The sequence below is a fragment of the Bradyrhizobium sp. S3.12.5 genome (assembly GCF_040548225.1).
GTDB lineage: Bacteria > Pseudomonadota > Alphaproteobacteria > Rhizobiales > Xanthobacteraceae > Bradyrhizobium > Bradyrhizobium cytisi.
The window spans coordinates 88739-101101 of sequence record NZ_JBEPRF010000007.1; the positions used below are offsets into that span (position 1 = coordinate 88739).

Here is a 12363-nt window from a genome sequence, read left to right on the forward strand (position 1 = left end):
GACGGATAAGCGTGGCACGCGCGTCCTACACATTCGGTGTCATCGTCCGACTTGATCGGGCGACCCAGTACTCCGAGACGTCCGTCGTTGATCGAGAAGCAGCGGCGTACTGGATTCCCCGCTTTCGCGGGGAATGACAGCAAGGAGGAGGGAGGCTTCTTTACCCCAGCAGCACCGCATCCGCCGCCGCAACCGACTCCGCGCTTTCCGTCACGGTGCGCTCGAGCGCGGGCGCCTGCACGGTGATGTTCTCGGCGAAGAAGCGCGCGAGCGAGACGTAGCGCGCGGCCTCGGTATTGCCGCCGGCCTTGGCGGCGAGCGCTTCGGAGGCCAGCATGCAGCCGCCGAGCGTCGAGCCAAACTGCTGCAGATACGGCGTCGCGCCGGCGAGCGCCTCGTTCGGCGCGGATGTGACGCGCTCCAGCAGCCACTTGCTCGTTCGCGTCAGCGCCTCCAGCGCCTCGCGCAACTTCACGCCCGTGGTGCCGAAAGCGGGATCGTTCGAGGCTTCGACCTGCTTGACGGTGGCCGCGAGATCGTCGAGCAGCGCCCACACCGATGCCCCGCCGTTCGCCGCAAGCTTGCGCGTGACGAGGTCGATCGCTTGGATGCCGTTGGTGCCTTCATAGATCGCGGTGATGCGGGCATCGCGATAATGCTGCGCGGCGCCGGTCTCCTCGATGAAGCCCATGCCGCCATGCACCTGCACGCCAAGATAGGCGACCTCGTTGCCGATATCGGTGGAATAGCCTTTTGCCATCGGTGTCAGCAGCGCGGCGCGAGCGGCCGCATCGGCGCGTACCTTCGGATCCCTGGCACGCGTCGAGACGTCGATCGCGACTGCTGTGGCATAGCAGATGGTGCGCGCGGCCGCCGTCTGCGCCCGCATCCGCATCAGCATGCGCTTGACATCGGGGTGCACGAAAATCGCATCCGACCCGTCGCCCTTCTTGCCGATCGCGCGGCCCTGCTTGCGCTCCTGCGCATAGGCCAGTGCCTGCTGATAGGCGCGATCCGCGACGCCGACGCCTTCGAGGCCGACGCCGAGACGGGCCTGATTCATCATCGTGAACATGCAGCGCATGCCCTGGTTCTCTTCGCCGATCAGGAAACCAATCGCCCCGCCATGATCGCCCATGGTCATGGTGCAGGTCGGCGAGGCATGCATGCCGAGCTTGTGCTCGACGCCGCTGGCAAAAATGTCGTTGCGCGCGCCGAGCGAGCCGTCGGCATTGACCATGAACTTGGGAACAAGAAAGAGCGAAATCCCCTTGGTGCCGGCGGGTGCGTCCGGCAGGCGCGCCAGCACGAAATGCACGATGTTGTCGGTCATGTCGTGCTCGCCATAGGTGATGAAGATCTTCGTCCCCTTGATGCGATAGGTGCCATCGGCCTGCTTCTCGGCGCGGGTGCGCAGCGCGCCGACGTCGGAGCCGGCCTGCGCCTCGGTGAGCTGCATCGTGCCGGTCCATTCGCCGGTGACGAGCTTCTCGAGATAGATCGTCTTGAGCTCGTCGCTGCCATGCGCATCGAGCGCCTCGATCGCGGAGGCCGTGAGCAGCGGGCAGAGGCCGAAGGCAACGTTCGACGCGCTCCAGATCTCGGTGCAGGCGGCGTTGATCGCGGTCGGCAGGCCCTGACCGCCGAAACCTTCCGGTCCGGACACTGCGTTCCAGCCGCCGGCGGTCCAGCGCTTGTAGGCATCCGGCCAGCCCGGCGCGGTGGTGACCTTGCCGTCGCTAAGCTTGATGCCGTGCTCGTCGCCGACGCGGTTGAGCGGCGCCAGCACATCGGTTGCGAACTTGCCGGCCTCTTCCAGCACCGCGGCGACGATATCGGTGTCGAAATCGCCGTAATGGCCGGCCTCGATGGCGGCCTTCAGGCCGGCGCCATGGTTGAGCGACAGCAGCATGTCAGAGATCGGCGCGCGGTAGGTCATGGCTCACTCCCGAGGACAGGTTTGGCGCCGTATTCCCATGAAACGCCTGTCGTCTCAATGGCCTGAGGGACGGGAAGGGCGCGGACCGCATTTATTATAGAGTGTGGCCCGGGCGGCCCCCGGACCTGTGGTATTTTGCCTCTCCAGGCGATTGAAATGCCGCGCCGCACCCTATAGACCGGCTGCGACCAGAGGGAATCTGCGGGTGCCAATTTTCCGCCGTTCCCTTCGTCGCCTGATGGGGCGTAGCCAAGCGGTAAGGCAGCGGATTTTGATTCCGCCATTCGGAGGTTCGATCCCTCCCGCCCCAGCCAGCACTTAAAGCTGCTAAGTTCGTTATGTAACAGCTCTATTCCCGCCGAATTTTTGGGCGGGTCTGGAAATGGAGCTTCTGATGCTCGTTCCAGAATCGAACTAAACGGTGTGGTGTGCACTACGGCGACCATACTGGCCTATCTGCGTGGCTTTCATCCGCAACATATACCGCGGGGAGGCCACGCCGACAGATCTGTGATGCGCTCATCGTAGAATAGCTCATTACGGCGCACAAATCGGACAACCTGTCGTGTCCACGATGATGGTGTAGCTCGGTGAAGCAAGGTCGCCAGCACACATTCAGTGCCAAGTGCCGTATCGAGTCCAAAAGCAGCTCAGACAAGCGGCGTTCGTTTGGTGGCCGCCGCGTTAAGCAGAGTAGTTCAAACAAAAGATTTCTTCACAAGTTCATGATGGTTGAGAAAATCCGAAGGTTTCTGTCACGCAGGTTGGGCGCGGGATCCATCAAGGATGCTGCTTGATCGACCTTGTTGCATCAATGAATGAACTGGCGGCCTCGAGGACTGCATGGGGGCGGCCGATGATCCGATGTCGGTCGTCTCGGAGGATCTGAGGGGTCGAAGGCCTCCGGATCGCCGACGCGTCGATCATGCCGCGTCTCGTTTCCGGCAACACCAACGCTCCGACGATGATGATAAAAGAACTAAGATGAGCGTCTTGCGACCCGCGACAGCATCGCAACGAATGCCGTGACCTTGGGCGCGCGAAAACGGGCGGCGGGATAGACGACATGAATACCGCCTGATGGCAGGGCCCAGGACGGCAGGACATGGACAAGCCGTCCGGCTTTCAGATGCTCCGAAACAAGGAAGTCGGGCAGCACGGACAGGCCTCCGCCGGCAAGTGCCGCCGCAAGCACTGCTGGCGTCGTGTTGATCGCGATCGCTTGTCGCATGCGAACTGTGCAGACTTCGATATCGTTTCTCGTGAAGCGCCAGACCAGCGGCTCACCGAGCGCCCCATTGGCGATGAACGGCAAAGCCGCAAGGTCATCGGGCTTGTCCACGCGAACCGCCACGGCGATCTCCGGCGGGGCTACCAATAACTGGCGGAACGTCCCGAGCCGTCGGGCTTGAAGACTTGAGTCATTCAGCCAGCCGACGCGAATCGACAGATCGATCTGGTTGGCGATGAGATCCGTCCTGGTATCCGAGAGAACCAGATCGACGCCGCATGCCGGGTACTTCCGCGCAAATTTGGCCGCGACCGGCGCAATGGTCGATGCACCGTAGTCGTTCGGCGCGGCGATCCGCAGTACCCCCATGGGCTCGGCGTTCGTCTGGGCAAGCTCGTCTATGGCATACTCGGCCTCGCGCAGGATCATGACGCAGCGGGCGTGCAGCAGGCGTCCGGCCTCGGTCGGCCCCACTCTTCTGGTCGTCCGCAGCAGGAGCGCCGTCTTCAGTTCGGCCTCGAGCCGCGCGACCTGCTGGCTGACGACCGTCTTGGTGATGCCGAGCCGCTCGGCCGCGCGGGTAAAGGAGCCCGCGTCAACCACTGCCGCGAAATAGGCCAGGCGATTGAGGTTGATCGTTTCCATTGGACTCAGTGATTGTAAGCCAATAGCTAACAATATGTATCATTATATTGCGTTTATCAATCAATTGGCGTCGGCTAATTCTGCGGCACATGGAATCGCAGCGGCTTGAAATCATGCGGATCACCTATCTCTTCGACCCTCTGTGTGGCTGGTGCTACGGCGCTGGACCGGTTTTGGACCGGCTTGCGCGGCTGGCCGACACGAGGCTGGAGCTCGCACCGACCGGCATGTTTGCAGGCGAGGCCGCCCGACCAATGGACCAGCATTTTGCGGCCTATGCCTGGCAGAACGATCAGCGCATTGCGCGACTCACGGGCCAAGCTTTCACTGAGCCTTATCGCAACCAGATCCTCAGCAATATCGGCGGCATGTTCGACTCGGCCCCCGCAACCCTTGGCCTGGTCGCAGTCGGCCTCGCGGAGCCCGCTCGCGAATTGGAGGCGCTAAAACTCTTGCAGCGCGCTCGCTATGTCGACGGCCGGGACAATTCCAGTCTTCAGGTCGTCGCCGACGTGCTCGACGAAGCGCAATTCACCGATGCGGCTGGCCGCGTTCGGGCGCCAGACGATGCCCTCCTCGCGGCTTACCGGGGACGGGTCGAAGCTGCCCGTTCCGAGATGGCGCGATTTGCCGTCGATGGCGTGCCGGCGCTGGTGGCTGGTGAAAGTGCCGGGCGCCGGTTGCTGAGCAGCAGCTTGTTGTTCGGGCGCTTCGATCTGCTGGCTGCCCAGTTGCGCGCGGCTTGAAGGCTCAAGACCGACTTATCCCACTGACGAAGTTTGATGGAGAGACCGATGTTCTCAAGGAGACAGATCGTGAAAACGATCCTTGCTGCCAGCGCCGCCGCCGTATTTGCTCCCGCTGATGTCGGGTACGCCACTGAGTCCAAGCTGAGCTGGAAGCATTTTCCCGCCGGCCCCAACGGGTTTTTTCGTGCTCCGGTGCTGCTCGAAGGTCCCACCGAGGCGGTCCTGATCGACGGCGGATTCTCTTATCCCGACGGACGTGCGCTGGCCGAGGCGATCAAGGCGACGGGCAAGAAGCTGACGACCATCTACATCAGCCAATCTGATCCCGACTACTATTTCAGCCTGAAGCCCGTGCGCGAAGCCTTTCCGAATGCCAAGGTGCTGGCGGCATCCGCGACGCTTGCGGCCATCAAGGGAAATGTGGAGAAAAAGCTCGCCGTCTGGGGCCCGCAGTTGAAGGAGAACGGTCCGCAGACCCTGGCAGACATCGTGCTGCCGGAAGCTTTCGATGGAACCTCTTTCGCGGTTGACGGCGAGACGATCGAAATCGTCAATGCCGACGGCCTTGCCAACCGCCGCTATCTCTTCGTTCCCTCCCTGAACGCCGTGTTCGGCGGTGTGATGATCTTCTCCGGTGTTCACGTTTGGACCGCCGATACGCCGACCAAGGAGCAGCGCGCGGCCTGGGTCGCGAACCTCGACCAGATCGCCGCCCGCAAGCCGTCTATCGTCGTGGCGGGTCACATGGCGCCGAGCGTTGCCGTCGATCTCTCCGCCGTCGAGCACACCAAAAAATATCTGCTCGCGTTCGATGAAGAGTTCGCCAAGGCAGCTGACGGTGCCGCGCTCAAGGCGGCTATGGAAGCCCGCTTCCCGAATCTCGGAATGGGCGTGGCACTCGATATCGGCTCCAAGGTCGCCAAGGGCGAGATGAAGTGGGGCTAAGAAAGGGAGGGCGGATCGGGCGGGCTGATCCGCCTCTCAGCCACAGGTCAAATGAGCTCGATGTCGGCAGGATAGCCCGCGTCCTTGAGCTTCTCAAAGAAGGCTCCCGTCAGGATATGTCGGGGCTCCGGCGATCCGCCCGGCGTTCCCCAGGCGCAGCCGGTGCTCCGACAGGCCTTCATGTCGTAGACGAAAGTGGCGGCGAGATCGATCAGGATCTCCCGCCAGGTGACGACATAGATGTCATCCCGGATCTTCCAATAACTCGCTTCATCCGTGCCGCAATCGCCCCGGCGTACGCCCTTCAGGCACTGATATGAGTACCAGTGCGTGTTCAGATATAGGTGCTCGTAAACAGTGTCCTCGCTGTAGCGGTAGATCGCCCGCGTTCCGATGAGGTCGCGTGTAGGCTCGGGGGCAGAGGATTGCAACGAAGGTCGAGAGCCACGAATTTGTCCCTTCGTGAATCTTTGCGTCACTCTGGTCTTTCTTTCGAACGGGCGCCGACCGTCGGCAAGCTGCGATGCGACGAACAACACGTGATGCGTGCTGAGGTCGAGCACGATGGCCATGGTCTCGCGGCCCTGTGCCGGCAGCATCGCCACGATGAGCAGCACGTCTGGAGCCGCCTCCACCACGTCGACCGGACAGAACCCGCTTTGATCCAGCGCGAGACCAGGCAGGCCGCGCCAGCGCAGCACGCCATCTGGTAGAAATTCCAGGATTATCTTGCTGTCTGCTTCGAGTGCGACTTCCAATGTCTGGCCTTGCAGCCGGTTCGTGCTGGGCTGCCGGTTTACGGACAGCCCGCTGGCAACAGCGGCCGCCGAGGGAGCCGTCGCGGACATCTTGACGCCCGAATCTGCAGTTCTTGCAAAGCTCTCGCCGACGAGGCGCTCCGACAAGCCCCAGACCGCTTCGGCATGAGCCTGATCGAGGGCCCATGGCATGATCCCATTGGGCAGGCGCGGATCGGGATTCACCTCGGAGAAGCCGCAGTCTTCGAGAAAGCGGCCGCCAAGACCGTCGAGCTCGGGATGAACGAGCGCCCAGACCATCGTTGCAGCTCCGGCGGCCAGAGTTTTTCGCGGAAGATTGGCGACCTCCGGCTGACGGCGGCGCAGCGGCGCGAAATCATCCTGGGTCAGATGGTGGTGGAGGTTGGTATCGGTGATGATTCCTGGGGCAACCGTGAACGCGCGCACGCCCGCGTCGCGGTGATGCGCGTCGAAGGCCAATGCGAACAGAGCATTCGCCGATTTCGACTGGCCGTAGGCGTCCCAGCGGTCATACGGCTTGTGACGGAAGTTCGGATCTTCAAGGTCGACATTGTGCAAGCGGTGGGCGCCCGATGTCATCACGACGAGCCGCGAGGGTGCGCGCGCCTCGAGAAGCGGCGCCAGCCGATTGACGAGCAGGAAGTGCCCGAGGTGATTGGCCCCGAACTGCATCTCGAAACCGTCCGCGGTGAGGGCATGGTCGATCGCCATCACGCCGGCATTGGCCACAATGCCGTCGAGGCCGCCGTACGAACCTGCAAGGGTCGCCGTGAACGCGCGCACGCTGGCAAGCGAAGCGAGATCGACCAGGCGGACGTCCAGCGCAGCGCCCGGCACGACCGTCCTGATCGCTGTGGCGGCTGCTTCGCCCTTGTCGCGCGATCGGACGGCCATGATGACCTTTGCGCCGCGCGACGCGAGCACGCGAGCGGTCTCCTGGCCCAGGCCAGACGATGCGCCCGTCACGAGGTAGACCTTGCCGGACAGATCGATGCCCGCGAGTACCTCGTCTGCGGTCGTGTCGCGATTGAAGCCAGCCATCTCATTCATCGGCGAAGTCCTTCCAGGAGAGATTCATAAAGATCAGGCTCGAGCCCTACGCCACGGCGTGAGCGCGCGTTCGACAAGTCCAAGCAGCGCGTTGTTGGCTGCACCTACCGCTCCGAGCAGGACGATCCCGCCATAGAGGTCGGTGCTGCGGAACGAGCGCGCCGCCATGATGATGGTGGAGCCGAGCCCCTGCTGCGCCGTGATCATTTCACCGACCACCGTGATGATCAGGCAGGCGGTCAGCGACAGCCGCATCCCCGCGGTCACGTCCGGCAGCGCGTTCGGCAGTCCGAACTTGAGCGCAAATGCCAGCGGGCCGATGCCGAGATTCCTCGCAACTTCGCGCAGCCGTGGGTCGATCGCGCTGAAGCCGTGAATGGTCGGCAGAAGCACGGGCCAGATTGCGCCAAAGGCGATGATACCCAGCAGCATGTTCGGATGTAGTCCGAACAGCGCAATGCCCACGGGTAGGAGCGTCGATGCAGGCAGTGGACGCAGGAGCTCGAGCGTTGGCGTCAGCCAATAGCGCGCGCGCTGCGACAGGCCGATCAGGGCACCCAGCAGGATGCCGCCGAGCGATGCCAGCGTCCAGCCATAGATCATGCGCTCCATGGTCGAGATGGTGAGCGCGAGCAGGTCGCCACGGGTCAGGCCCCGCAAGAGGTTGGCGAATGTCGAGGAGGGCGAAGGCAGGAAAATCGGCTGAACCAACCCGGTGGTCGTCACCAACTGCCAGAGCAGAAGGATCGACAAGGTGACGAGGACGGAGCCTGCCCGCAGGGACCAGTTGCTCATGTCGCCGCGTCCCCGTACGCCGCGCCGAACAGGCGCCGGTGCATGGCAATCAGGCTCTCATTGAGCAGCCATCCGAGGATTGCGAGCCAGACCAGGAAGGCATACATGACCTCGGGACGGAGACTGAGCCCGGCGGAGATGATTGCGTAGCCGATGCCGATCGGGTTGGCCGCAATTTCGGTCGTGACTGCGACGATCAGAGCGATGCCGAGGGTCAATCGCAGCGCCGTGAAGATTCGCGGAACCGCTGCTGGCAGCGCGATCTTTGTGATCTGCTTGCGGCGCGGCAGGCCGAGTATGCGGGCGACTTCGATCAATCGCGGCTCGACGCCGAGCACGGCGTCGCGAGTCAGCAGCAGCATCGGCCAGAAGCATGCAAAGGCGATGATCGCCGCTTCCATTCTGATGCCGAGACCGTAGATCAGCATCATCAAGGGAATGACTGCAACCGGTGGGATCGGACGAAACAATTCGATCGACAGCGAGGCGAGGCGTGCGGCTGTGGGGGAAAGGCCCAGCCACACGCCAAGCAGCAAGCCGAGCGTGCCCCCGATGGGAACACCGACCGCGATTGCGCCGATCGTCTCCGCCGTTCGCAGGAAGATCTCGCCATCGGTGATCAGGCCGAGCAGGGCGGCCGCGGTCTGGCTCGGTAGTGCGAGCCCATCGCTCTCGATGCTTGAGGCGCGCATTGCGAGTTCGATGATGCCGAGAAATGCGAGCGGGACCAGCCACGCTGGCAAGGCGCGCAGCACGATATCAATGTGTCTTCTGGACATGGTCGAACAGCACGTGGCGAAGCCGAAGGAATTCCGGATGCTCGCGGGTCCGGAGTTGGTCGCGGGGCCGCGGCAATCCGACATCGATCACTTCCGCCAATCGGCCGGGATTGGCTTGCAGTGCGAACACCCGATCGCCAAGATAGATGGCTTCATCGAGATCATGGGTGACGAAGAGGACAGTTGCTCTGCTGTCCCTCACAAGCCTCGCGATCTCGTCCTGGAGAGCCTGACGGGTGAGTGCATCGAGGGCACCGAACGGCTCGTCCATGAGAAGAACGCGCGGCCCCTGGGCCAGGCAGCGGGCGATCTGCACACGTTGCTGCATGCCGCCGGACAGTTGCGCCGGATACTTGTCGCCATGCCCGGCGAGACCGACCTTGTCGAGCAGGGCGGTAACGCGCTCGGCGCGCGCCAGGCGCGGCGCCCCCATCGCTTCCAGCGCGAGGGCAATGTTGCCTGCTGCGGTTCGCCAAGGCAGTAAAGCCCGCCCATAATCCTGAAACACGATCGCCACGTCACGCGACGGGCCGTCGACGGTTACCCCTAGGCGACGCACTTCGCCCCGGGTCGGCGACAGCAAACCTGTCACGAGCCGCAGCAAGGTCGTCTTGCCACAGCCGGAAGGGCCGACGACGCACGCGAACTCACCGGGAGCGACCGTGAACGAAAGGCCGTCCACGACGCACTTGCCGCCGAAATCGAGCCGGACGCCGTCGAACGCAATAGCAGGCTGCGCGCAAGCCTCGGCGGCGGGCGCGAGCCGGGAGCTGATTTTGTTCATTTCGCGAAGAGCTTTTCGGGTGACTTGAAGTTCCGCAGCATGTCCTGCTTGTCCATCATGTCGACCCAGAGCTGGACCTGCTGCGGCGTCACATCTGTGTCCAGCTTGTTTATCGTCAGCGTCTTCAGCACCTCGGGCGGCATCTTCACGTATTTGCCGAAGATTTCGAGCGTCGCCGGCAAGTCGCTCTGCTCAAAGGCAATCGCCTTGTCCAGGGCGAGCTTGAATCCGGCGGCTGCCTCGCGATGCGCGTCAGTCCAGGCTCTGCTGCTGGCATAGACGAATGGGGGCAGGCGGTCGGGGAGGTTGGCGGCAATGTAGAAGATCTTCCCGCCGATCCCCGGTGCGGCAGCTCGCTGTAGAAAGGGGTTTGTCGAGAGTACGGCGTCCACCGTACGGGCCTTCAAGAGATCGGCGAGCTGCGGAAAGGTGCTTTCGACGAAGGTGATCCTCTGCCAGTCGACGCCGCTCCGCCGAAACCATTCGCGTGCCATGATGTGGAAGAAGCTGCCCAGACCCGGCGTTCCGATCTTCTTACCGACGAAGTCTTCCGGTTTCTCGATGCCCGAGTTAGCACCGGCGACGATCCCGTAGTTGGTGTCGTTGACCGACGCGATGGCGCCTCCCGAAACAATGACGAGATCGAGACCGCTGTCTGTTACCTGGATCAGGGACGCCGTACTCAGCGCGGCGATCTGAAGCGAGTCGGACTGCAGAGCCGCGGGCATCGACTGACCGCCGGGAATGATCTTGATCGTCGCGTCGATGCCGTGATCCCGGAAATAGCCCCGCTCGACCGCGATCATCGGCAGCACGAACTCGGGCACCGGCGGCACGCCGATGGTGATCTTGGTTTGAGCTGTGGCGAAGCTGATCAGCGCAAGCTGAACGGCGAAGGCAGCCGGCGCGGTCCTGAGAAGAGTTGAGAGGGCGTTTCGCATGATGGCGTCTGCTTATCCGAAATGGCTCGGTGAGGATAACAGCGCGCGCGAGTGAGACCATCTCCCCAAGATTGGGGAGGTGTAGGCTTGAGGGAGGTCAACAGGCTGGATCGAGCTGCAAAGCGCCGGAGCGTCCGATCCGTTCAGTGCTTGGTGCGGCTCTGTGTGCCTTGCGTTACGTCGGCAGCGTGCAGGAGAGAAGCAAGCTGGGTGCGGTTTCGAACCCCGAGCTTGGCGAATGCGCTGTCGAGATGAGCCCTGACCGTTGCAAAGGTCACGGCGAGGCGTCGGGCGATTTCCTTGTCGGCGAGGCCTTTCGCGGCCAGGCCGGCAACGGCCGCCTCGCGCGGCGACAATTTGGCCTGCACGCCTGGCAGCAGCCTGGGTGCGCTTGAGAGCGCAGTGCGCTTCAGCGCCTGCGTAAATCCGGGCTCAATCAGCTTAAGCAGCTCGATTTCGTTGTCGTCGAAATCGGGCCGTCCGTTTCTCCGCCAGATTCTGACGTCGCCGATGCTTTCACGCCCATCGAACGCAAACAGGTTGATGCCGTAGTAGTGTCCAAACGGACGCAAGAACTCGTTGTAGATCTCCGTTCGCATCAGGTCGCGGTGCGAAATCAGCGCGCTGACGGGATTGACGCCTTGGCGTAACCAGCGGGACAGTCCCGCCTTGTGCCGGTGCTGGAAATAGCGCTCGTAATTCGGGACGCAGGCGTCGTCCAGATTGACGGAGACCCCGAGCTCGAACGCTTGTTTGCGTGAGTTCCAGGTGTAGGACGCATAGAAATCGGCATCGAGCAGGTCGAGCAACAACGGTCCAATGATGGTTCTGAGTTCCTGATTGCTTGCATGCTGCGCGGAAAGCAGCCCGATAATGCGGGACAGAACACGCTGCTTCTTTGTGCTTATGTTCATCGCCGTCCTCCCCTTTGGGAGCATAATTCAAGGTGAGTTCGACTGTCCAGCTGGAGGTCGTCCGCGCTCGCCCCAGAACTCTTCAGCAGCTCGACAGTATGAGCAGGAAAGCCTGAGTACCTGCGCCCAAATCCGATGAAACGGGATCCAGGACCGTCGATGACGTTGAGCAAAGCCGACGGAAGCGCGCAGGGTTGCTGGTGCGGTCAATGTCTCTTTCGTTTGCCTAGCGCTGCCCATCGTGCACAGAGATGTCCGATACGGCGAGCCCGCCGATCCGCGCATGCGGTCTGCCGCCGGTCGCCATCACCAGGCCGAAGGCGATCTCGTCACGCCTGGGCGCGTCCCAGAGCGTCATCTCCGCGGTGCCGAAATGACTGCGCACATAGCACGCATGGATGTGTCCGAGCGGGACCATCAGGCGCGTGCCGGGACCGCCGATGGTCTTCGCCGCCGGGACGATCGCCTTGGGCTGAGCGAGCACTTCGCGCATGCCCTGGCCGCCGGCTTCATGCCAGACGGCGCCGTGCTCGAGCTCGCCATCCTCGCCGACGATGATGCCCTTGCCATAGGCTTCGATATGCGCAGCGCCCCCGAGCTGCGCGATCAGCCGCGTTGCGAGCTCGCGCCCGAGCTCACGCAGGGCAGCTTGAAACGGCATCAGGTTTGGCTCGTAGCGTCCCGCGAAGGGATTGGCGACGACCGCAACGGCCGTCCCGATCAGGAGCGGCTTTTCCAGCCGGGGGCCGCGTTCGTGCCAGACCGTCTCGACGCTGAGCGCGGTCTTGCGAATGTCATAGGAGGACATGCGA

General features: G+C 62.9%; 11 protein-coding genes, 1 tRNA gene and 1 pseudogene. 4 read left to right on the top strand and 9 right to left on the bottom strand.

Annotation, left to right across the window (positions count from 1 at the left end; genetic code table 11):
- Positions 1-160: 160 nt before the first annotated feature.
- Entirely contained in the window at positions 161-1939 is a 1779-nt protein-coding gene (locus ABIC09_RS11925; RefSeq protein WP_354035992.1) for an acyl-CoA dehydrogenase family protein, read from the bottom strand.
- Positions 1940-2178: 239 nt separating this feature from the next.
- Between ABIC09_RS11925 and ABIC09_RS11930 the strand changes: the two genes are divergently transcribed.
- Both ABIC09_RS11930 and ABIC09_RS11935 read left to right on the top strand, forming a co-directional pair.
- Positions 2179-2253, top strand: a tRNA-Gln gene (locus tag ABIC09_RS11930).
- A 575-nt stretch (positions 2254-2828) separates the two neighbouring features.
- Positions 2829-2927 (top strand): annotated as a pseudogene (locus ABIC09_RS11935) (GMC oxidoreductase); the annotation flags it as partial.
- On the opposite strand, the gene ABIC09_RS11940 reads toward ABIC09_RS11935, so the two are convergent.
- Positions 2919-3815, bottom strand: a complete 897-nt coding sequence (locus ABIC09_RS11940; RefSeq protein ID WP_354109362.1) for a LysR family transcriptional regulator — start codon at positions 3813-3815, stop codon at positions 2919-2921. The pseudogene ABIC09_RS11935 and the gene ABIC09_RS11940 sit on opposite strands and share 9 nt — an antisense overlap.
- Before the next feature lie 113 nt (positions 3816-3928).
- Here ABIC09_RS11940 and ABIC09_RS11945 point away from each other — a divergent pair, with 113 nt between their 5' ends.
- Positions 3929-4561 (top strand): DsbA family protein, encoded by a 633-nt coding sequence (locus ABIC09_RS11945; protein WP_354086261.1) that lies wholly within the window; start codon positions 3929-3931, stop codon positions 4559-4561.
- A 48-nt stretch (positions 4562-4609) separates the two neighbouring features.
- Positions 4610-5509 carry an MBL fold metallo-hydrolase gene (locus tag ABIC09_RS11950; protein WP_354086262.1) on the top strand — a complete coding sequence of 300 codons (900 nt, stop codon included), beginning with the start codon at positions 4610-4612 and terminating at the stop codon, positions 5507-5509.
- Between the two features lie 47 nt (positions 5510-5556).
- Here ABIC09_RS11950 and ABIC09_RS11955 read toward each other — a convergent pair whose 3' ends face one another.
- From ABIC09_RS11955 to ABIC09_RS11985, 7 genes are all read right to left on the bottom strand, one after another.
- Positions 5557-7338, bottom strand: coding sequence for an SDR family NAD(P)-dependent oxidoreductase (locus tag ABIC09_RS11955; RefSeq protein WP_354086263.1), 1782 nt, complete (start codon positions 7336-7338; stop codon positions 5557-5559).
- A 33-nt stretch (positions 7339-7371) separates the two neighbouring features.
- Positions 7372-8133, bottom strand: a complete 762-nt coding sequence (locus tag ABIC09_RS11960) for an ABC transporter permease (RefSeq protein WP_354086264.1) — start codon at positions 8131-8133, stop codon at positions 7372-7374.
- The gene (locus ABIC09_RS11965) at positions 8130-8912 is read right to left on the bottom strand and encodes an ABC transporter permease (protein WP_148752485.1); all 783 of its coding nucleotides are present in this window, start codon (positions 8910-8912) and stop codon (positions 8130-8132) included. Before ABIC09_RS11965 ends, ABIC09_RS11960 begins: the two co-directional genes overlap by 4 nt.
- Positions 8893-9696, bottom strand: coding sequence for an ABC transporter ATP-binding protein (locus ABIC09_RS11970; RefSeq protein WP_354109363.1), 804 nt, complete (start codon positions 9694-9696; stop codon positions 8893-8895). Before ABIC09_RS11970 ends, ABIC09_RS11965 begins: the two co-directional genes overlap by 20 nt.
- Positions 9693-10637 (bottom strand): ABC transporter substrate-binding protein, encoded by a 945-nt coding sequence (locus ABIC09_RS11975; RefSeq protein ID WP_354109364.1) that lies wholly within the window; start codon positions 10635-10637, stop codon positions 9693-9695. Before ABIC09_RS11975 ends, ABIC09_RS11970 begins: the two co-directional genes overlap by 4 nt.
- Before the next feature lie 143 nt (positions 10638-10780).
- Positions 10781-11446 carry a helix-turn-helix transcriptional regulator gene (locus tag ABIC09_RS11980; RefSeq protein WP_354109365.1) on the bottom strand — a complete coding sequence of 222 codons (666 nt, stop codon included), beginning with the start codon at positions 11444-11446 and terminating at the stop codon, positions 10781-10783.
- A gap of 331 nt (positions 11447-11777) precedes the next feature.
- Complete coding sequence (locus ABIC09_RS11985; protein WP_148752481.1) at positions 11778-12359, bottom strand: amino acid synthesis family protein; 582 nt, start codon at positions 12357-12359, stop codon at positions 11778-11780.
- Positions 12360-12363 lie beyond the last annotated feature (4 nt).

Bases quoted from the DNA above. Each gene is read 5' to 3' on its own strand.
- ABIC09_RS11925 (WP_354035992.1), bottom strand. From the start codon at position 1,939: ATGACCTACCGCGCGCCGATCTCTGACATGCTGCTGTCGCTCAACCAT.
- ABIC09_RS11940 (WP_354109362.1), bottom strand. From the start codon at position 3,815: ATGGAAACGATCAACCTCAATCGCCTGGCCTATTTCGCGGCAGTGGTT.
- ABIC09_RS11945 (WP_354086261.1), top strand. From the start codon at position 3,929: ATGCGGATCACCTATCTCTTCGACCCTCTGTGTGGCTGGTGCTACGGC.
- ABIC09_RS11950 (WP_354086262.1), top strand. From the start codon at position 4,610: ATGTTCTCAAGGAGACAGATCGTGAAAACGATCCTTGCTGCCAGCGCC.
- ABIC09_RS11955 (WP_354086263.1), bottom strand. From the start codon at position 7,338: ATGAATGAGATGGCTGGCTTCAATCGCGACACGACCGCAGACGAGGTA.
- ABIC09_RS11960 (WP_354086264.1), bottom strand. From the start codon at position 8,133: ATGAGCAACTGGTCCCTGCGGGCAGGCTCCGTCCTCGTCACCTTGTCG.
- ABIC09_RS11965 (WP_148752485.1), bottom strand. From the start codon at position 8,912: ATGTCCAGAAGACACATTGATATCGTGCTGCGCGCCTTGCCAGCGTGG.
- ABIC09_RS11970 (WP_354109363.1), bottom strand. From the start codon at position 9,696: ATGAACAAAATCAGCTCCCGGCTCGCGCCCGCCGCCGAGGCTTGCGCG.
- ABIC09_RS11975 (WP_354109364.1), bottom strand. From the start codon at position 10,637: ATGCGAAACGCCCTCTCAACTCTTCTCAGGACCGCGCCGGCTGCCTTC.
- ABIC09_RS11985 (WP_148752481.1), bottom strand. From the start codon at position 12,359: ATGTCCTCCTATGACATTCGCAAGACCGCGCTCAGCGTCGAGACGGTC.